This is a genomic window from Thalassotalea profundi (genome assembly GCF_014653195.1).
GTDB classification, from domain to species: domain Bacteria; phylum Pseudomonadota; class Gammaproteobacteria; order Enterobacterales; family Alteromonadaceae; genus Thalassotalea_B; species Thalassotalea_B profundi.
The window spans coordinates 291,691-312,393 of sequence record NZ_BNAH01000004.1 but is presented as its reverse complement, the minus strand read 5'-3'; the positions used below and the strand labels follow the sequence as shown (position 1 = coordinate 312,393).

Here is a 20,703-nt window from a genome sequence, read left to right as displayed (position 1 = left end):
TAGCAGTAGAGCAAACACGCGATCTGGTAAAATTTGAGCAAGATTATACTCCTGCACTCATGTTGATACAACAACTAAAAACAACAAATTAAAATATTAACCCATATAAATAAAATATTCCGAATATAATTTCAAATTAACACCTAAAATACGGTCTTAACCGTTAATAACGAAAAAATCATATATTCCAACAAAGAAAATTCAGTGACAAAATGATAAAAGATTATTTTCTAGGTTCTAGCATAAGAATAAAACATAAACTTAAAGATTTAGTACCCTAGTGCTCTAGTACTCTAACTCTTATTTTTTAACGTTAGTTTTGGTTGATAAGTTTTTAAGCCAAGTGCGTGTTTTATTAATAAACTTTTCACTGGGCTAAGTTGATTAAGCGCGCTCATACCCATACCACGAATGGTATTAATTATCGGGTGATGAGGTTCAAATACTTTTTTAATCAGTGCCATGGCAGCAATCATATCGCTAGCCTCAGCTTTACGCCAACGTTGATAACTTGCTAATGACTTTTCAGTAAAACAGTGATCTGTTTCATTACTTTCAGCTAAGGTTTGCGCGATACTGGCGGCATCTAACAAGCCCAAGTTAACACCTTGTCCAGCTAATGGGTGAATGGTATGTGCGGCATCGCCAACAAGCACAACTTTGTTTTGTACAAAATCTTGGGCAAAACGCATAGTAAGGGGGAAGGTAAAGCGTTCGCTTTTTAGCGTTACATTACCTAATTTAGCATCACTTTGTGCGGTGAGTTCTTTGGCAAAGTCATCAGCACTGAGTTTAATTAAACGCTGAGCTTCTTGTGGTGAAGTTGACCAAACTATTGAACACATATTTTCACTAAACAATGGCAATAATGCTAACGGGCCTGTAGGTAAAAAAACTTGCCAGGCTGTATTGTTATGGCCCTGAGAACATTCAACCGTAGCAACAATGGCATGATGGTCGTAATCACTAAAAGTTAAATTCATTTGCATCTGCTTGCGTACCCAAGAGTGCGCACCATCGGCTCCAATGACCAATTTTGCAATAAGTGGTGTGTGATTAGTAAAACTGGCAAACACTTCAGAGTCGCCCATCGATAAACTTGTTAGATTTTCTTGAGTAAAAAACTCGATACCACTGTCTTGCTCTGCTTTTTGCCATAAGGCTTGACGAATTACATTGTTTTCAATGATCCAACCTAATTGCTCAAGCTGATAATTGTTATTAAGTTCATCACTGCTAAAGTCAATATGACCATTACCCGCTTGATCCCAAACGTGCATATGCTGATAAGCTTGAAGACGTTGATTGGTTATATTTTCCCACACGCCTAAATTTGCAAATAATTGCTGACTAGCGATATTAATTGCGCTTACTCGTGTTTCTGGTGTATCTGACAAAGGTGTTAATTGTGTAGTATCAACAATAGCCACACTTAATGACGTTAACTTACGAATAGCCAGTGCCGTTGTTAACCCAACCATGCCGCCACCAACAATTAAAATATCAAATTTTTGCATAATTTTTCACATTTAAGAGTATATTCTTCGCCAATAGTAATTGTCGCATAAATTAATAACCCATCGTTTTATTGACGAAAGCATTTTTAAGCGGAGTTAGATAATTGAGCACTTTCAAACCGATATTTCTTCCAATAACCAAAGGAGGCAAGTGATTAGAAAATAACGTGACTAATGAATCAGTAAGCTCAATAACAGCGTTATGATCTTGCTTTCTTTTTTCAGCATACATTGAAAGTTGTGCAAACTGTGCGTAGTCAGTATTTTGGAAAATCGCATCTTCAATATGTTGAGCAAGTTGTTGAACATCTCTTAAGCCTAAGTTGAATCCTTGCCCTGCTATCGGATGAATAGTATGGGATGCATTGCCAATTAACGCCATGCGATGATAAACCTGTGACTGTGCTTGTACTAAATTTAGTGGATAAACATGACGAACACCAAGCTTTTCAACACCGCCAAGCCAGCTACCAAACGCTTTTTCTAATGTAATTTTAAAGTCTTTATCTGCTAATGTTTTAACTTCTTGAGCTTGTTCAGGTGGTAATGTCCAAACGAGAGAGCAACGATGACTTTTTTCACTACCTGTTTGGGACGTTAGCGGTAACATTGCAATAGGACCAAATTCAGTAAAACGCTCATAAGCTACATTATTATGAGGCTTTACCATAGCAACATTAGTAATTAATGCTGATTGTTGATAAGGCTTTGAATTTATGGATATATTAGCCGCTTGTCGACACTGAGACTGTGCGCCATCGCAGCCAAGTAACAATTTAGCACTTATTTTCGCGCCTGATCCAAGCTCAACATTCACTGATTCTTGCTGCCAGTCAATCGACGTAATTATATCAGGACAAAACCAAGTAACTTGCTTGTTGTGTTTTAAAGTATTGAGTAAGGCTTTACCAATTTTCGCCATTTCAACAACATAACCTAAAGCTTCTACTTGATGATCTTTAGCCGCTATTCGCGCTTTACCATAATAACCTCGATCAGAAATATGAATATCTGCAATAGCTTGGCTAACATCGGTTAAATACGACCAAACACCCAATTCTTTAAGATAATTGGCGCTTGCATGTGACAAGGCTAAAACTCGATCATCAAAGCTTTGTTTCGGATCTTCGTGTAATGGATTTTTTTCAATCACAGCAATCGATAAGCCTTCACCTTGTTTAGGTTTAATAGCCGACAATGCTATCGCTGCTAATGCACCAGATAAACCGCCACCGGCAATAACAATGTCAAAATTTTGCTGTGTTAATGTCATAGATATCTTAATTTTTATGTTTATTTCTGAGCGGCCATTATTGATTCAATTTCTTTAATTGATTTTGGTGCATTTACCGTTAAATTTTCATGACCTAGATCAGTAACCAAGATATTATCTTCAATTCGAATCCCTATACCACGCCATTTTTCTTCAACGTCTATTGCATCAGCAGGAATATAAAGCCCCGGTTCGATGGTCAATACCATACCCGATTGAAACGGTCGGCTTTGACGTTTATTTTTCATCTGATAATCGCCTACGTCATGCACATCTAAGCCTAACCAATGTCCTAAGCCGTGAATAAAGTACTTTTTACAGGCTTTATCATTGAGCAATTGTTGATAATCACCAATTAGAATGCCAAGTGCTAACAAACCTTGAGTTAATACTTCACACGCTATATCGTTTAATTCACCAAGTGTAACACCTGGTTTAATCGCTGCTATGGCTTTATCTTGTGCTGATAATACTAGTTGGTAGAGCTGCTTTTGCGGTTCAGTAAAAATACCATTAATAGGAAAAGTTCTAGTTATGTCAGCGGCATAACCATGTAACTCTCCGCCAGCATCAATCAGTAATAGTTCACCATCAACTAAAGGCTGATCATTTTCAGTATAATGTAATATATTCGCATTATCGCCACCGGCAACTATGCTGTTATAAGCCGCATGTCTGGCGCCATGACGCGCAAATTCATGCAATAATTCCGCTTCTATTTGGAACTCATAAAGTTCAGGGCGACATTTTTCCATAGCGCGTTGATGAGCACCACCGCTGATCACATTAGCTTGCTTCATTATCGCTATTTCAGCAGCGCTTTTAATTAAGCGCATTTCGTTAACCACTTCTTGACAATCAAAGATTATATTCGGCGCAGTAATCCCTTGTCGCGACTGCCCTTTTACTTTAGCTAAACAACTCATAAGCTGTTGCTCATTTGCTTTATCAATACCATGACAAAACCACAACTGTTCTTTGTTGCCCAATAATTCAGTAAATTTTTCTTTAAAGTCGGCAAGATTAAACGCTTGATCAAACGCATAATGTGATTGGGCTTTTTCTGCACCTACCCTTTTGCCGTGCCAAACTTCTTGAAAAGGGTCTTTCTCACGACAAAACAGAAAACTTTGACCATCACCACTTTTTACCATGATCAAAATAGCTTCGGGTTCATTAAACCCTGTTAAATATAAAAAGTTTTTATCTTGGCAAAATAAGTATTCTGTATCATTACTACGAGTGACTTCTTTTCCCGCAAAAAATACAGCGATTGAATTATCAGCCATCTGATCAATAAATTGTTGACGACGAGTAACAAATTCGCTGTTGGGTAATGCGCAATTAATCATAAACAATCACTCTATTTATTAATGTATAACATCAGGTTTATTATTGGGTTCAGGAGGAGAGCCTAATTCAGTAAAACATAATAATGCAGACATACGTACGTATTCAGATATTTCATAATAAGCTTGCTCAGTGGCTTCGTCGTCTTCAAACTCATCAGACAGATTGGCAATTTCACCAAAATCTTTTAATATTTCTTTAACATCTTCCGATAAGGTTGTTTGATTTTTATGCTGCAAACCAAAACCTAAGTTAAATCCCTGTACCCAAACCCCTAATGCATGACCACGCTCTTCTATTGAGTCATCGTCATCAGGCAATAATAATTTAAAGCCGTATGAGTCATCTAAAATAGTTTGCCATACTTCGCTAAACATAATTTTAATAGTGTTTTTTAATGGATTAGGTAAACCTTCACCATTATTTAGCATGTCATTAACCAAGTTAATATAGTCGTTACTTTCAAAGCAATAACCCGCACACACAAGGCCAGTTAAAACACCATGGATTTCAGCCCCGTGGGCTTTTACATTTTCGGTAGTGATAATTGCTTGCACAGAAGCAAAATCTAAAGAAGATTCATCAGTCATTTAAAATTTCTGTTATGTCAATAATTGTTGTATCGTAACATTTCAGTTAGGCACGCGACAATAATTTCCTCGGTTAATGCTTGCATCTCAAGATCGCACTCGTTATAGTTTCCACCATTGTACCTGTAGGTTAAAGTTCTCTTTTTTATTAACTATTTTAGTAAGATAGAAAACCTACCCTTTAATTCTAAAAACATTATCACTAAGAGTAATTTGTTGTTATGAGTCAACACAGTGTGACCATTGATATTGCTAACCGCCGAATGAAAATTGCTTGTCCTAAAGGGCAAGAAACTTCGTTATTGCAGGCGGCACAAGAAGTGAATGAACGTTTAGCTAAGGTGCAACAACAAAGCAATACCACGAAAACACCTGAGCAAAACTTACTAATGACGGCATTAAATTTAGCGAATGATTTATTAATCAGCCAACAAAAGCAAGCCCAAGAAAAAATAGCGATGCAGAATCAAATTGATTTATTGCAATCAACTATTCAAAAAGCAGTAGGACAAAATAAGAAAAAAGCGTAAACCATTCATGTTACAAAGGACGGAAACATGAAAACCTTCAAAATTTTTATCTGCGTTATTATTCTTTGTCTATTAACAATTGTTTTATATTTTACAATTAAAGATAACTCTTTAATATCGAATGCTATAAAAATTGACAGTTTAAATACAAATAAACACTCAAACACCTCATTAAAAATCGTAAATAACTCTCAAAACACAACCGACAAACCTCTTGCGTTAGCTAGCAATCATTTTAGTCAAGCTGATTCTCCTACTGAAAGCTCTGATCAACCATACATAGTAGAATGCAATCTCGATGTAAAAAACGATCCAGAATCAGTAACTGAATTTAATAAAGAGATAAACAGCCAACTTAATATAAGTAAGCCTGATGAGCAGTTAGCCTCAATACTTTTTTTCAACAACAAATTAAGTATTCATGCAGAAAACAAAAATAGTAGAAACAACGCTTTAATCAATTACTTTAGAAAATCCCCTGATGAACCACTATCATTTCATCGTTTATTAACGCAATGTACCCAAGCTAGTTACTCATATTGCAATCAGGAATTTTATGATTCAATCACAACAATAGATAAAGATAATGGGAGCTTGTGGTTAACATTAGCCAGTATATATATTAAAGAAAACAAAATTGAACTAGTACAATCAGCTTTATTAAAAGCCAGCTATGCAAAAAACTTTAATGACTATTATTTCGACACCATAAAATTACATAGAAACACAATAGAAAAATATGCGCCAGAGAGCATTAATGAACAGTTAATTTCAGGGGTCGGCTATGCCGCCGCTCTTCCGCTAGGTTATAGCCATGCATTAGAATACTGTAATACGGCTCAATTAATAAAAACACAAGAACTATGCCTACAAATTGGGCTAACGATGGAACAATCAAGTAAAACAAGGTTTCATACAGGGCTAGGTTTGAGCTTACAACGAATTTATCATGATCGCCAAGGTAATCAGGATACCGTCGAAGCACTGACCATAAAAACTAGCCAAATATATGATTTTACTCTCTTAATGAAAGCTGCAAATTTACTTAGTTATGATAACCATTTAACAGAGCAATGGCTGAATATTGCGTTGGAATACAATGAAGCCAGCGCGAGTGACTTCTTAGTAAGCGAAGCGATATTACTCTCAAAAAACCCTAACTACCAACCATGCCCAATTTCACAATGGCCACACTACTGAATTTAATCATTTCATTGCGGCAGAATTATCAAAACCCAAGAATAACTGCATATAAATAAACCACTTGGCTCAGTTAGTAAGCATTCAGTACTTTAATCAATAAAAAACCTTAAATCTCTGGGTTAGATTAGCTATAATTAAACTAAGTCTTCTGGGGTGTTTGTATGTTTTCTATGTCCCTGAGCCGATAAGTTTTACCTTAGGAAATTTATCATTCGCTATTGAGCAAGCCCAGCTAGTACTGGGAAGCCTACGGCAAATGTGCAGTTTCCGCCCTGAACACACGGTGTTCAGGACTAAAGTTGACTGCGGCATTCTGGAAGTCTTACCTTTATTATCCTTCATAAATTATTTATTTGTTATTTATAAATTTTATTCTTTTTACTACTTTGATAGCATACCAAAACATCTTTCACATATAAGTCAGTCACTTGTTAACTGTGCAAAATAATCAACCAATTGGTATTTTTGATTCTGGTGTAGGTGGCTTATCTATCACTAGAGCTATTCATCAACTTTTGCCTAATGAATCCTTTATTTACCTTGCTGATTCTTTATATGCCCCTTACGGTAATTTAACACCTAAACAAATAACTGAGCGCGTTAATAAAATTGCGCAATGGTTTATCAACAAAAATGTTAAAGCACTAGTCATTGCCTGTAATACCGCTACGGTAAATGCAATCGAGCAATTACGCCTGAATATTAAAATTCCTATCATTGGTGTGGAACCTGCAATAAAGCCAGCTGTTGCTCAAAGCAAATCGAATAATGTTGCCATTATGGTGACTCAAGCTACAGCCAACAATGATCGCTTTATCAACTTAGTCAATAGGTATAAGCAAGGCGCTGAGGTTTATATTCAAGCTTGCCCTGGGTTAGTTGAAATTGTGGAAAATGATAATATTGATAGTAAGCACTGCCAAGATCTATTGCGGCAATATCTTACCCCTATGCTTAATCCAGCACACCAAACTAAAACAACAATAGATACTGTTGTGCTTGGTTGTACACATTACCCTTTTTTACGTGAAAAAATTATCTCTCTTCTTGGAGATAACGTAACATTAATAGAAACCTCTATGCCTGTGGCTAAGCAACTTGAAAGACAGTTACTAATGCGGCAATTAAATGCTGTAAAGGGACATATTGCCACTTTTAAATTCTATTCAAGTAGTGCTACTAAGCAGCAAGAGAAAGTTTTTTCACTTTTATGGCGAAAAAGCATAACTTTAAGAAACATAACTATCTAATTGATATAAAAATAAAAAACAAACATAAAACTAATTAAATCACCAATACACTTTAAGCCATTTAGACGTCTAGGCGTAAAAAAGGTAGCAATATTTTAAAATCCCGTTAGAATTATCATATTAACGATTGTGGCAAAATATTTGCTTCGTCTGTTTTCATTATTTTATTATTAAATTGAGGTTTTATGTCTAGGTATTATTTTACTTCTGAGTCTGTATCTGAAGGCCATCCAGATAAAATTGCTGATCAAATTTCTGATGCCGTTTTAGACGCTATTATTGCTAAAGATAAAAATGCCCGTGTCGCATGTGAAACTATGGTAAAAACTGGCGTTGCGATTATATCAGGTGAAGTATCAACTACCGCTTGGGTTGATTTAGAAGATCTCACACGTAAAGTAATCACTGATATTGGTTACACCTCTTCAGATGTCGGTTTTGACGGTGAAACCTGCGGCATCATGAACTTAATAGGTCAACAGTCCCCAGAAATTGCACAAGGTGTGGATCGTGTTAAACCTGAAGAGCAAGGTGCTGGTGATCAAGGTTTAATGTTTGGCTATGCAACAAATGAAACAGAAACCTTAATGCCTGCTCCACTATTCTATTCGCATCGTTTGGTAGAACGTCAAGCAGAAATGCGTAAATCAGGTGTATTGCCATGGTTACGTCCTGATGCAAAATCTCAAGTAACGTTTATTTATGAAGATAACAAGCCTGTTGCTATTGATGCCGTTGTACTATCAACTCAGCATAACCCTGAGATTTCTCAAGAAGATTTACATGAAGCCGTAATGGAAAATATTATTAAAGCGGTATTACCTGCAAATTTATTAACCAAAGATACTAAGTATTTCATCAATCCTACAGGACGTTTTGTTATTGGTGGTCCGGTAGGTGATTGTGGCTTAACGGGTCGAAAAATTATTGTTGATACTTATGGCGGTATGGCTCGTCATGGAGGCGGCGCTTTTTCAGGTAAAGATCCTTCAAAAGTTGACCGTAGTGCTGCGTATGCCGGTCGTTATGTTGCAAAGAATATTGTTGCGGCTGGACTTGCAGATCGCTGTGAGATTCAAGTGTCTTATGCCATTGGTGTTGCAGAGCCTACCTCAATTTCAGTAGATACTTTTGGTACTGGCAAGATATCAGAAGAGAAGTTAGTAAAAATTGTTCGTGAACATTTTGACTTACGTCCTTACGGCATAACTAAGATGTTAGACCTGCTACATCCTATGTATCGTCAAACTGCAGCGTATGGACACTTTGGCCGTGAACCATATGAAATGACAGTTGGAGATGATACCTTTACTGCCTTTTCTTGGGAAAAAACAGATAAAGCAGACGCATTAAAAGCTGCTGCGGGATTGTAATTCGGAGAGTTATTTTCGCTAGATCACAAGGCGAAATTAAGACATAAAAAACCTCATTAAATGAGGTTTTTTTATGTTTGTTTTTGTATTAACTTAATATAGCTATATGTTAGCAGTTTAGCTTTTTAACTATTTAAATTATCTAGTAATTGCTGAGCTTCAAACTGCTGTTGTGCATCACCAATACTGACAACATCCATTAAAATAACTTCGGCATTTTCATTGTCGCCAATTTCGATATAAACTTTCGCTAAGTCAAGTTTTGCAGCGGCACCATTATCATCTTCATCATCAACATCTAATTCATTTGCGCCCATTGAAAACTCAGGGAATTCATTAAGACCAACATCAATATTTGTACTGTCATAAGGTTCTATTTCATCCGAGTCAAGACTATCTGATAAAAGTGAGTCTACAGAAATGAAATCTTGTTCAGGTTCGCTTTCATCTTCACTAATTGTATCATTAGTATTTACAACTGCATCAGGAGTGGTGCTCAGATCATCTCCAATATCAAGTGCATCATCTACATCAAAATCATCATCTGACGAGACAGGAGCTTCTTCTTCTATGTTAGCAAGTAACTCATCGAAGTCTAAATTATCTAACTCTTGTATATCAGTTAGCTCATTGGCCTCTGATACTTCATGAGTGTTATTAGGTGAATTATCATCATCTGACAATAAATCAGCTAAAACATTACTATCGGTAAAGTCTGGGGTTAGCTCAATAGGTTCATCTGACTTTGCTTCATCGGTTAATTCTTCATCATTTAATAAATCGGTTAAGGTAGATTCATCAAACTCAGTTGAAATATCCTCTAAAATATCATCATCAATATTTTCATTTGGCTCTGAATCACCAAAGAGACCTTCACTTGCTAAATCTATACCATCATCAGCATCGTCACTTTCTACTGTATTAAAAATATCATCTAAATTAATGTCTTTAGAACCCGACGAGTTCGTCTCAAGTAATGAATCTTCATCTGTTGCAGCATCAGGTAAAGCACTATCAACATCAGCTAATATCTGTTCAATATCGATATCATCTTCAGATAATTCAGCATTTTCATCTTCTATTTCAGCTTGTTTATCATCCGCGACATCACTATTACTTTCACTTTCTGCAAGAAGAGCATCAAGATCAATATCCGACGCATCAAAGTCTTCCGTCCCGTTTTCATTATTATCGGCTTCATCTGATTTATGCCCTGCCAAAATATCGCTAAAATCAGCGGCTAAGAATGGCGCAACATATTCTTCGGTGAAATTATCTATTAATGCTTTGTTGCCGTTTTCTTCACCGCTATTAGCATCCTGTTCATCGTTGCTGTTATCTATTTCATCTGGCTCGTTTATTTCTGCGTTATCCGCAACAAGTTCCGGCTCGGCTGGTGCTTCTGTGTTTGACTCAGCTGCCATTGAATCCATCAATGCATCAATATCATCGGGATCCGTTATTTCTGCGTTATCATCTTCTGGCTCTGGCTCGGCTGGTGTGTCTGTGTTTGACTCAGCTGCCATTGAGTCCATCAATGCATCAATATCATCGGGATCCGTTATTTCTGCGTTATCATCTTCTGGCTCTGGCTCCGATGGTGCTTCTGTGTTTGACTCAGCTGCCATTGAATCCATCAATGCATCAATATCATCGGGATCGGTTAATTCGACATTATCGTCATCAGACTCACTTGCAACATCGATAATTTCATCTTCAGAAGACTCATCTGCAGGGCCGGAAGCCATTGAATCCATTAAAGCATCAATATCATCAGGGTCGGTTAATTCTGCTTTTTCTTCTTGGATATCTTCCAACGTTTCGTCAATATCAGTTGCATCAAGTAACAAATCATCTAGTAAACTTTGATCTAATGTGCCACCTTCAAGTGCTTCACTTTCTTCCTCAGGCTCTTCTTCTAAGCCTGATAATAATGAATCCAAATCGCTTTGATCTAATGCACCACCTTCTAGCGGCTCTCCGTCTTCTCCTAGTGATATTTCTTCTAAATCATCAAGCTCGTCTAAATCATCTAGACTTCCCATATCATCATCTAAATGGATAACATCATCTTCAAGTAATTCTTCACTTAACGCATCTAAGTCATCAGCGAATAAGTCACTATCATCACCCTCTGAATTTTCAGAAAGGTCTATAGACAACTCGTCATCAAGAGATAATTCATCATCTAGAGATAGCTCATCGTCTAGTGATAATTCATCATCAAGGGATAAAGATTCATTTTCAGGTACTTTTACTTCAACGTCTTCGCTAGGTGTGGGTATAGTTTCAGCGGTTGTTTCTTGCTTAGGACTAGGCTCTTCAGATTTTTTGCGTTTGAAAAATAAAAATGCGCCACCTATTAATAAACTTATCGTTGTTAACGCACTCAAAATTATAAATGCGGGGCTCGATAAAAAGCTTCCTTTTTGTAGCTCTGCTTGTTGCTTCGCTAATAAAAGTTCTTGTTTACGTTCATCATCATTCTCTAACAATGCTTGAAGCTTAGCATTCGCATTGTTCATTTGTATTTCAACTTCTTTACTTTTAGCAACTTCTTCTTTCATTTCAGTAAGTTGATTATCAAAAGCATTGAGTTTTTCTCTAAGTGCTTCATTTTCTCTTAGAATAGCTTGTAAGCCATCTATTGAATCAAGCACATCATTTTGAATAGTTTCTAATTTTTTGGTTTGATCACTACCAAAGTTTTGTAGTTTTTCATTTATTTCTGTTTTGGCAGCATCTAAGTCTTGTTTTTGAACCGATTGAGTTTTCGACTTAGGCTTAGCATTTTGACCACTAGTATTTTTATTCCAATTAGTATCAGCTTCTTCCGACTTTATTTTTGCCGTAAGCGGATCAATTCTGCCGATTTCTATAATTGAAGGTAACAATAATATTTCACCATCAATCATGTGGTTTATATTATTGTCATTAAATGCATGAGGGTTTTTCGTGAGTATTGCCTGCATAACTTGATATACAGAAAATTTAGGATCTGGGCGAGTTTGAATAGCAATATTCCACAAGGTGTCTTGCGAAGTAATAGGTCCATATTGACTGAAAGCGAAAGCATCTGTGGATTTTGCACCACGAATGCGTACACCACTTTCTTCATAAGCATATGTGATTGCGCTAAACACGCTAATACTGATAAATAAAGCCTGCCAGAGGCACAGGCATAACAGTCGCTGCATTAAGTTTTCCTAACAGTTCTTAAACTGTCGCCAATTATTTGGCAACCAGTAATCTTTAAATTTTAAAGCAATGTTTATTCCAACTGTATCTATAATAACAATTTAGCACAGAAAGTCTTTTAAAAAAGTAAAGAAATAAATAAAAAAAACTCGTCATTACTTTAACGACGAGTTTTAATTTTTCTTTAATATATCTGGTATTTAGCTAAAGAACCTAGCTAACTTGATTAAGATAAGTAATCTTTTATTAGTAATTCAGCAATTTGAATACTATTTGTTGCTGCACCTTTACGCACGTTATCAGCAACGATCCACATATTCATGCCATTGTTGTGACTGATATCTTCGCGAATACGACCAACAAATGTTGCATCAACACCACTTGCTTCACCAATTTGTGTAGGGAAATCTTCATCATTTTCACAAACTTCGATCCCTGGTGCTTGTTTTAATAATTCTTTCACTTCATCAGCTGAAATAGGTGAGCGCGTTTCAATATGTACCGCTTCACCATGACCAAAAAATACAGGAACACGAACAGCCGTTGGGTTAACTCGAACACTATTATCACCTAATATCTTCTGCGTTTCCCAAACCATCTTCATTTCTTCTTTGGTGTAACCATTTTCTTGGAATACATCAATTTGTGGAATAACGTTAAATGCAATTTGACGAGAAAATACTTTTGGATCAACCGGCTTACCACTTAATAAATCAGCACATTGTTTAGCTAATTCATCCATTGCTTCTTTACCTGCTCCAGAAACCGATTGATAAGTACACACGTTAATACGGTCAATACCTACAGCTTCATGAATAGGCTTAAGTGCCACTAACATTTGAATTGTTGAGCAGTTAGGGTTAGCGATAATATTACGATTACGATAATCAGCTAGTGCTTGAGGATTAACTTCTGGGATCACTAATGGAATATCGTCGTCATAACGAAACTCAGAAGTGTTATCGATAACAATACAACCTGCTTCACCCGCCATTGGGGCAAATTTAGCTGAAATATCGCCACCTGCTGAGAAGAAACCAATTTGAGCTAAGCTAAAATCAAAGGTATCTGCATCAATAACTTCAACACTTTCACCATTAAATTCAATAATTTCACCTGCAGTTCTAGCGCTGGCTAATGGATATAATTTATTTACTGGAAATTCTCTTTGTTCCAAAATTTCAATAATGGTTTTACCGACAAGTCCTGTTGCTCCTAATACGCAAACATCAAATTTTTGTGCCATGCCCCTCTCTCTTCTCTTTACTGTGTTTAAACGTTTTTCATCATTAAACGTTATTAAATCCAAGGTGATACCAAACATCACTCTTTGCCTGTTCAGTCATACTTATTTTCATTGCGGAAAACTCTCTACGAGCAGGATAGTTTTTCCGAATATGGTCAAAACCATGACTAAAAATTTGTTGACGAAATATACCATCATCTCGACGCACATCGTAAACCAATTTCACTAATTGGTTTAGTAATATCTCATTAAATGGCTGATTAATTGTTAAACCAGAGATATTTGCTTCTATTAAGTAATTTTTCAATTGCTTTTTAGGTGTTATTTCGAGCTGTTGACATAATGCCTGATAGAGCATTTCTGTGCCACGAGCTTTTCCTTCTAAGCTATAACCAGCAATATGAGCAGTTGAAATTTCACAAAAAGGGATCAGTTCATGCAAAATATTAGGTTCATCTTCCCAAACATCCAGCACTAATTTGAATTCTCTACCTGAATTTTTTAAAGCTAACAATGCCTTATTATCAATAACTTCACCACGACATGCATTGATTAAAATTTGCTGGTCACTTAACTGACTTAATCGACCATGGTCAAGCAAATGATAAGTCGCATACTCACCTGTCATCGTTTTAGGTACATGCAAAGAAATTACATCGCAAGCAAGCACTTCATCTAAAGTGGAAAAGATTCGCTTATCAGAACTTTGCTCAGCTAACAAAGGATCGCATAACAAGTACTTTATTCCTAATGCATCCAACTTTTCACTTAGTCTGCTGCCTGTATTACCTGCACCAACAATACCAACTGTCATCTCAGATAAGGTTAAACAATAGCGCTCTGCTAATATCACTAAACTACTCAGGACATATTCTGCAACAGAGATAGCATTACAACCAGGAGATGATGAAAAGCCTATACCGCGTTGTTGTAAATAAGCTTGATCAATATGATCAACACCAATAGTTGCAGTACCAACAAATTTCAAACGAGTATTTTTTTCAAGCAACGTTTTATTTACTTGTGTGATTGAACGAACCAATAATACGTCTGCTTCTTTGATAGCTTCAGCAGATAATGTACGGCCAGCAAACGGATGTAAATGACCAATGTCTTTAAAAAAATCTGCCGCATATGGCATATTCTCATCGTAAAATATATTCATCTAATTTTCATTTACTACGTTATTATAATGTTGCACATAGAAAAAAAGCCGTTAACTTTCGTTAGCGGCTTTAATACTTAATATTAAGTAAACCGTTAACGGTTATTTATATTTTTTCATCACGAGGGTTGCATTGGTGCCACCAAAACCGAAGCTATTTGACATTGCCATGTTAATTTCAGTTTCACGCATTTCAGTCACAATATCTAAACCTTGAGCTTGCTCATCGAGTGTTTCAATATTAATTGAAGGGGCAACAAAATTATTTTCCATCATTAATAATGAATAAATAGCTTCGTGCACGCCTGCAGCACCTAATGCGTGACCTGTCATGGCTTTAGTTGCACTAATTGCTGGCGAGTCTTTACCAAATACTTCTTGTATAGCTCCCAACTCTTTAACATCGCCAACAGGTGTCGATGTACCATGCGTATTTAAATAATCAACTTTACCTTCAACTCCATGCATTGCTTGCTGCATACAACGAACGGCGCCTTCACCACTTGGAGCAACCATATCGTAACCGTCTGAAGTTGCACCATAGCCCACTATTTCAGCATAAATGTGTGCACCTCGTGCTAATGCATGCTCTAATTCTTCAACAACAACCATACCGCCGCCGCCAGAGATAACAAAACCATCGCGATTAGCGTCATAAGTACGAGAAGCTTTTTCTGGTGTGTCATTATATTTAGAAGATAATGCCCCCATGGCATCAAACATCATGGCTAATGACCAATCTACTTCTTCGCCGCCGCCAGCAAAAACAATATCTTGTTTTCCTAGCTGTATTAGTTCTGCCGCATGTCCAATACAGTGCGCACTCGTAGCACATGCTGAACTAATAGAGTAATTAACCCCTTTAATTTTAAAAGGAGTAGCTAAACATGCTGAACATGTGCTCGACATAGTTTTTGGCACCGCGTAAGGACCTACACGCTTTACGCCTTTTTCACGTAAAGTATCTGCTGCTTGAACAACATTATCCGATGAAGCGCCACCAGAACCAGCGACAATACCTGTTCTAAAATTTGATACTTGATCATCCGTTAATTTAGCATCGGTGATAGCTTCTTGCATAGCAACATAAGCATAACCTGCTGCATCACCCATAAAGCGAAGCGCTTTACGATCAATATGTTCTTTTGTATCAAGTGTTGGATTACCCCAAACTTGACTACGAAGTCCTTTTTCTTCAAAGCTTTCAGATTTTGTGATCCCTGAACGCCCTGCTTTTAATGAGGCTAATACTTCTTCTGCGTTGTTGCCAATACTAGAGACAATACCTAAACCGGTGATTACGACACGTTTCATTCAACTTACCATCTAATAAATTTTAAAAAATACGGGCGTATCATACAGATATTTACCCATCATACTGGTCTGTCCAGCGTACACTTGTACACTGATTTTCGCAAACCATGACAAAGAAACTCAATTATAGGTAAAATAATCACAGTGATATAGTAAAATTTGTCTTAATACTAAACAGACTATTTATTAACCAAATCAAAGTTGTATTCGTGAGCGTTAAACAAACAAACGAAGGTTAATCTGGTTATTGAAGTTTACCTATTTACTTGCTGTATCTTTGTTATCCGTTCAATTATATATTTCATTTATTGGGTACTGTGATCTGTGGACAAAAAACCTCTCAGAGCTGAGTATTAAAGGCTTACAGACTGTGTTATTAATTTTGACAAGCGAACAGCCATTACCTACAATCAATGCCTTGCCTCTAAGCCTTTTAATTCTCGCTAAGTGATCAATAAATTAGTTCAATTGGTATAAGTTGTGATCAATAACCCAAACATAAGTTTTAGAGCAGACGGCTCCCCTTACTCAGAAGAATTCAGTGATATTTATTTTGATACAGAATCTGGCTACCAACAAAGTAGTGAGGTTTTCATTCAAGGCAATAACATTCAGCAGAAGTTACTCAACAGTATAGGCACCTTTACCATTGGTGAAACAGGCTTTGGTACTGGACTAAATTTTTTGCTCACTTTAAAGCTATTTATATCGCTATATAAACAATTACCACAAACTAATTTACATTTTATTAGCGCAGAGATTACCCCATTAACTCGGGAACAAATACAACGTTCATTAGCCAGTTTTCCAACTTTATCTAAAGAAGCAGCTTTGCTACTTGAGCATTACCCCGAGACATTTTCACCCCAATGCACAATTGAACTATTAGGTGGTAGAGTAAAACTCACCTTGTTATTTCAAGATGCTACCAGTGGTTTTTCACAACTTCACACTACTAGAAACGGACTAGTCGATGCTTGGTACTTAGATGGTTTTTCCCCTGCAAAAAACCCACAAATGTGGCAAGTAGCGTTATTTGAACAAATTGCTCGGCTTTCCAAGCCACAAGCGAGTATCAGTACATTTACCGTAGCCGGACACGTTAGAAGAAAGCTAATTGATGCCGGTTTTAGGCTTGCAAGAAAAACCTACATAGGCCAGAAGAAAGAAATTTTAATAGGCATTTTTCAACAAGGTAATAACTTAGGTAAGGCTTACCAACTTCGCCCAAAAATTGTTAAACCACAGTTTGCAACAATCATTGGTGGTGGTATTGCTTCTGCTTGTGCCGCATACGCTTTAACACAACAAGGTGTGAAAGTTACCCTGCTGTGTAAAGACTCAACGGTAGCTCAAGGCGCTTCAAGTAATAAAATAGGTGCATTATTTCCATTACTACATCAGCAGCAAGACGATATAAGCCTTTTTTATCATCAAGCCTTTGAATATGCGATTAGTTTTTATCACCAGTTACTAGAAAACGGATATCACTTTAGTCATAGTTGGTGTGGGTTATTAGACATTGCTTACAAAGATTCTTTAATAAAAAGGCAAGAAATATTTAGCCAAAATAAAGCTTGGCCAAAGTCATTAATACATAGTGTCAATAGCCAACAAGCAAGTAAGCTAGCTAATTTACCCTTAGCTTACGGTGGCTTATTTATGCCACGCGCTGGTTGGATCGCTCCTGCTGAACTTGTAAAACAACTTTTTAAAGCGGCCAATGACACTAATAATCTAAGAATAAAAAACAATATTGAAGTTACCGAATTAACACAACTTGATGATAAAAAATGGCAAATTAATACCAATGAAGGGGCTATTCATGCGCATGTTGTTATACTTACAGGCGGTGCTGAAGCAATTCCTTTAAATGTAAATAAAACCTTGCCTTTAACCTCGGTAAGAGGGCAAATAAGCGCGATGCATAGTAATGTAAACATAGGAAAACTATCGACAGTTATTTGTCATAAAGGCTATTTAACGCCTGAAAATAAAGGTCTACATTGCATTGGAGCAACCTTTGATAAAGATTCATTTGATATGCAAGAAAAGGAAATTGATGATGAATATAACTTGAATATGCTTAATAAATGCTTACCTGGTCTCACCGATTGGCAATTAAATCATGTGGCATCAAGTAAAGCTCGTTTAAGGTGTATGACACCAGATCATCTGCCCGTAGTAGGTGCGATGCCCGATATTGACGCCCATAAAAAGACATATGCGCATTTAGCAAAAGATAAAAACTGGCGTTTTAATACCCCAGCACCATGTATCGATAATTTATATACTTTAACGGGTTTAGGTGCGCGAGGGTTATGCACAGCGCCATTGCTTGCTGAAATTCTTGCCGCGGATTTATGTGGTCAACCTTATCCTGTAGATAACCAGATGCTATTTAATTTGGCGCCTAATCGCTTTATTATCCGCGATATAATAAAGCGCCAAGTTAATGTTTAACCAAATATTAATATGAGCGGGTTATTAATAATAATGCCTTGTAAATTTACGCAGTAAACGCTTGGCTTAATTCAGCCCAATACTGCTTTACAATAATGCGATCATCCGGTGACAACTCAGTACGAGCCGCTTGAACTTTTTCAGTAATATCATTAGCTAAAGCTGTTGTTAATGCCTGAGATTCATCACCAAATTGACTTGCGGATAAACTAATAAAGCCCCGTAAATAGCTACTTGCAAACAGTTCATCGCTACTAGCGTCATTAGCAACTAAATCATCTAAATATTGATACAATTGCGTTAGGTTATTAAATTTCAAATTATTTTCCAAAGATTTACTCTCCAAATATATTCTGTACCAACTTAGGTAATTATGAGTTTTATAATTGCAACTACTGCGGACTTGCTACTGGATAAAGTACTTGATCATTATAACCAGTAGTTACTGTCATAAAGCCCGATAGCATTTTATCAGTTTCACTGTCACCCGTATCAACAATTAATGGTCGAGCATTCAACGCCATTAATTTAGTTTTAGTTGCTATGATAATGATATTATCTTTGCCTATTTTGTTGATAATGCGCGGACTCAACTGCTGGTTACCCCGCCCAAAAATATGACCCTGACCGCCAATTAATGTGATCACTAACTTAACCGGTTGATTTGAAGATTCAATTAATTGCCACAATTGAGGCTCTGTTGCGTCATTCATTATAAGTTGCTGCTCTTGAATAACATCAACCCCCAAAAGCGTATTGTTAATAGCAAGCTCTTCCATTAAAAATGCTGTTGTTGAGCCAGAGCCTATAATAAATAATTGTTCTTCCATTTGGTTAATCACATCAGCCGCAATATCCTGCAAGACTAATTCATCAGACTCTTTTCCGCCTGACTTTACTGCCTGTACATAACGCAATTCACTAGGGACTTGCATCTCACCATAACGTTTTGCTTTAACAATGCCATCTCGAAAAAGGGATTCATCAATATCCATTACATCGGCATCTGTAAGCGTTACTAATTGATTGGTCACCATAAGCTCTACCACACGTCCAGCTGCCTTAGGTGTAACAGCATAAACACCTGAGTGTATTTTACAGCCAGCAGGAATACCTAAAACAGGAAATTGATCTGACACTTTATTACATACATTTCGAGCTGTACCATCACCACCAGCAAACAACAACAGGTCAATACCTTCATCGAGTAGTGCTTGCACGGTATTCTCAGTATCTTTAGCTGAGCTTATTTGTTTACCACCAGACTCTGGCATCCCTAAGTGATGAACAACACTGACATTAAAGCCTAATGATTTAGCTGTATCTTCTCCCATTGGCCCGCTTGCTGTATAAATATGTATCTGAGCCGCATATGGTTTTAATATTTCAAGTGCAAGTTGAGCTCGTTCATTTGCCTTTGCCTTAGCACCTAAAGACAAAGCTTGTTCAGCAAGGCCTTCACCATCACTTCCTTTTAACGCAACACTTCCGCCAATTCCTGCAATAGGATTTATAATTAAACCTAGTTTAAACATCTTGATATAACTCAGAATCTAGTTCAAATTGTGATAAGTTCAATGGTGTATTCACTTGATAAAAATCAGCTAATACATCAATAAACTGTTGGGCCCGCTTAGGAAAGCCTTCTTTTAAATATTTTTTTACTTGTTGATAAACCTTCAAACGAAAACTTGTATGGTCAGCTTCATAACCGTTTAAATTATCAGCGGAAACATTAAACGCCTTATTAGACGCTACACAAAATGCCCATTCAAGCGCTTGAGGTTTTACTTCTACTTGCTCAAATTGCTTTTGCTGTTCTTTATCACGGCCATCAGGTAGATACCAATAACCGTAATCTTCCAATAAGCGGCGAGCTTGCCCTGCAATACACCAATGAGCAATCTCATGTAAAGCACTTGAATAATAACCATGAGCAAAGATAACTTGGTGGTAATCACATTCTTCATTTATAGGTAAGTAAACCGGCTCACTTTCGCCTTTCACCAATTTTGTTCGATATTGGCTATAGAAAGTAATTTCAAATAAGGTCATTAAATCTTGGTAATGATGTGGCATTATTTTGAAAGCGGCAACATAAGTTAAATAATTTGGCGCATATTCTAACGAAAAATGACAACAATAACATTGTCATTGAGGTTATTTACCAAAGAAATAAACCTCATTGAAAGTAAAAAGTAAAGGCAATTAGGTATATGTTATTGAGCTGT

16 protein-coding genes and 1 other RNA gene are annotated in these 20,703 nt (G+C 36.7%); 6 read left to right on the top strand and 11 right to left on the bottom strand.

Annotated features, from left to right (window positions below; translation table 11 throughout):
* Positions 1–293 precede the first annotated feature (293 nt).
* The 4 genes from IE155_RS07000 to IE155_RS06985 are packed head-to-tail and all read right to left on the bottom strand — an operon-like array spanning position 294 to position 4,730.
* Complete coding sequence (locus IE155_RS07000; protein ID WP_189377516.1) at positions 294–1,517, bottom strand: FAD-dependent monooxygenase; 1,224 nt, start codon at positions 1,515–1,517, stop codon at positions 294–296.
* Positions 1,518–1,569: 52 nt separating this feature from the next.
* Positions 1,570–2,790, bottom strand: a complete 1,221-nt coding sequence (gene ubiH, locus IE155_RS06995) for a 2-octaprenyl-6-methoxyphenyl hydroxylase (RefSeq protein ID WP_189377515.1) — start codon at positions 2,788–2,790, stop codon at positions 1,570–1,572.
* 20 nt (positions 2,791–2,810) lie between these two features.
* Entirely contained in the window at positions 2,811–4,142 is a 1,332-nt protein-coding gene (pepP, locus tag IE155_RS06990) for a Xaa-Pro aminopeptidase (protein WP_189377514.1), read from the bottom strand.
* Positions 4,143–4,160: 18 nt separating this feature from the next.
* A complete protein-coding gene (locus IE155_RS06985) occupies positions 4,161–4,730 on the bottom strand; it encodes a UPF0149 family protein (RefSeq protein ID WP_189377513.1) in 570 nt (189 codons plus the stop codon).
* Between the two features lie 221 nt (positions 4,731–4,951).
* Between IE155_RS06985 and IE155_RS06980 the strand changes: the two genes are divergently transcribed.
* From IE155_RS06980 to metK, 5 genes are all read left to right on the top strand, one after another.
* Positions 4,952–5,260 (top strand): cell division protein ZapA, encoded by a 309-nt coding sequence (locus IE155_RS06980; protein WP_189377512.1) that lies wholly within the window; start codon positions 4,952–4,954, stop codon positions 5,258–5,260.
* 27 nt (positions 5,261–5,287) lie between these two features.
* Entirely contained in the window at positions 5,288–6,460 is a 1,173-nt protein-coding gene (locus tag IE155_RS06975; protein ID WP_189377511.1) for a hypothetical protein, read from the top strand.
* A gap of 145 nt (positions 6,461–6,605) precedes the next feature.
* Positions 6,606–6,787: non-coding RNA, 6S RNA (gene ssrS, locus IE155_RS06970), on the top strand.
* Positions 6,788–6,900: 113 nt separating this feature from the next.
* Complete coding sequence (gene murI, locus IE155_RS06965; RefSeq protein ID WP_229817114.1) at positions 6,901–7,713, top strand: glutamate racemase; 813 nt, start codon at positions 6,901–6,903, stop codon at positions 7,711–7,713.
* A gap of 185 nt (positions 7,714–7,898) precedes the next feature.
* Positions 7,899–9,086 carry a methionine adenosyltransferase gene (gene metK, locus IE155_RS06960; protein WP_189377510.1) on the top strand — a complete coding sequence of 396 codons (1,188 nt, stop codon included), beginning with the start codon at positions 7,899–7,901 and terminating at the stop codon, positions 9,084–9,086.
* Between the two features lie 125 nt (positions 9,087–9,211).
* Here metK and IE155_RS06955 read toward each other — a convergent pair whose 3' ends face one another.
* The 4 genes from IE155_RS06955 to fabB form a co-directional block, all read right to left on the bottom strand.
* On the bottom strand, positions 9,212–12,283 hold the full coding sequence (locus tag IE155_RS06955; protein ID WP_189377509.1) for a FimV/HubP family polar landmark protein: 3,072 nt from the start codon (positions 12,281–12,283) through the stop codon (positions 9,212–9,214).
* Positions 12,284–12,510: 227 nt separating this feature from the next.
* Positions 12,511–13,530 carry an aspartate-semialdehyde dehydrogenase gene (locus tag IE155_RS06950; RefSeq protein WP_189377508.1) on the bottom strand — a complete coding sequence of 340 codons (1,020 nt, stop codon included), beginning with the start codon at positions 13,528–13,530 and terminating at the stop codon, positions 12,511–12,513.
* Between the two features lie 43 nt (positions 13,531–13,573).
* Entirely contained in the window at positions 13,574–14,695 is a 1,122-nt protein-coding gene (locus tag IE155_RS06945; protein ID WP_189377507.1) for a 4-phosphoerythronate dehydrogenase, read from the bottom strand.
* 102 nt (positions 14,696–14,797) lie between these two features.
* Positions 14,798–16,009 carry a beta-ketoacyl-ACP synthase I gene (gene fabB / locus IE155_RS06940; protein WP_189377506.1) on the bottom strand — a complete coding sequence of 404 codons (1,212 nt, stop codon included), beginning with the start codon at positions 16,007–16,009 and terminating at the stop codon, positions 14,798–14,800.
* A 480-nt stretch (positions 16,010–16,489) separates the two neighbouring features.
* On the opposite strand from fabB, the gene mnmC reads away from it, so the two are divergent.
* Positions 16,490–18,472 (top strand): bifunctional tRNA (5-methylaminomethyl-2-thiouridine)(34)-methyltransferase MnmC2/FAD-dependent 5-carboxymethylaminomethyl-2-thiouridine(34) oxidoreductase MnmC1, encoded by a 1,983-nt coding sequence (mnmC, locus tag IE155_RS06935; RefSeq protein ID WP_189377505.1) that lies wholly within the window; start codon positions 16,490–16,492, stop codon positions 18,470–18,472.
* A gap of 46 nt (positions 18,473–18,518) precedes the next feature.
* Here the strand turns inward: mnmC and IE155_RS06930 are convergent, their stop codons facing one another.
* From IE155_RS06930 to IE155_RS06920, 3 genes are all read right to left on the bottom strand, one after another.
* Positions 18,519–18,791 carry a YfcL family protein gene (locus tag IE155_RS06930; RefSeq protein WP_189377504.1) on the bottom strand — a complete coding sequence of 91 codons (273 nt, stop codon included), beginning with the start codon at positions 18,789–18,791 and terminating at the stop codon, positions 18,519–18,521.
* Positions 18,792–18,864: 73 nt separating this feature from the next.
* Positions 18,865–20,007 carry an ATP-NAD kinase family protein gene (locus tag IE155_RS06925; RefSeq protein WP_189377503.1) on the bottom strand — a complete coding sequence of 381 codons (1,143 nt, stop codon included), beginning with the start codon at positions 20,005–20,007 and terminating at the stop codon, positions 18,865–18,867.
* Positions 20,000–20,527, bottom strand: coding sequence for an elongation factor P hydroxylase (locus IE155_RS06920; RefSeq protein WP_308433816.1), 528 nt, complete (start codon positions 20,525–20,527; stop codon positions 20,000–20,002). The genes IE155_RS06925 and IE155_RS06920 overlap by 8 nt, the downstream gene beginning before the upstream one ends.
* Positions 20,528–20,703: the final 176 nt, after the last annotated feature.

Excerpts from the sequence above, each read along its gene's own strand:
- IE155_RS06950 (WP_189377508.1), bottom strand. The coding sequence starts at position 13,530 with ATGGCACAAAAATTTGATGTTTGCGTATTAGGAGCAACAGGACTTGTC.
- IE155_RS06975 (WP_189377511.1), top strand. The coding sequence starts at position 5,288 with ATGAAAACCTTCAAAATTTTTATCTGCGTTATTATTCTTTGTCTATTA.
- IE155_RS07000 (WP_189377516.1), bottom strand. The coding sequence starts at position 1,517 with ATGCAAAAATTTGATATTTTAATTGTTGGTGGCGGCATGGTTGGGTTA.
- IE155_RS06980 (WP_189377512.1), top strand. The coding sequence starts at position 4,952 with ATGAGTCAACACAGTGTGACCATTGATATTGCTAACCGCCGAATGAAA.
- IE155_RS06945 (WP_189377507.1), bottom strand. The coding sequence starts at position 14,695 with ATGAATATATTTTACGATGAGAATATGCCATATGCGGCAGATTTTTTT.
- ubiH (WP_189377515.1), bottom strand. The coding sequence starts at position 2,790 with ATGACATTAACACAGCAAAATTTTGACATTGTTATTGCCGGTGGCGGT.
- IE155_RS06925 (WP_189377503.1), bottom strand. The coding sequence starts at position 20,007 with ATGTTTAAACTAGGTTTAATTATAAATCCTATTGCAGGAATTGGCGGA.
- metK (WP_189377510.1), top strand. The coding sequence starts at position 7,899 with ATGTCTAGGTATTATTTTACTTCTGAGTCTGTATCTGAAGGCCATCCA.
- fabB (WP_189377506.1), bottom strand. The coding sequence starts at position 16,009 with ATGAAACGTGTCGTAATCACCGGTTTAGGTATTGTCTCTAGTATTGGC.
- IE155_RS06955 (WP_189377509.1), bottom strand. The coding sequence starts at position 12,283 with ATGCAGCGACTGTTATGCCTGTGCCTCTGGCAGGCTTTATTTATCAGT.
- IE155_RS06920 (WP_308433816.1), bottom strand. The coding sequence starts at position 20,527 with ATGACCTTATTTGAAATTACTTTCTATAGCCAATATCGAACAAAATTG.
- pepP (WP_189377514.1), bottom strand. The coding sequence starts at position 4,142 with ATGATTAATTGCGCATTACCCAACAGCGAATTTGTTACTCGTCGTCAA.
- IE155_RS06985 (WP_189377513.1), bottom strand. The coding sequence starts at position 4,730 with ATGACTGATGAATCTTCTTTAGATTTTGCTTCTGTGCAAGCAATTATC.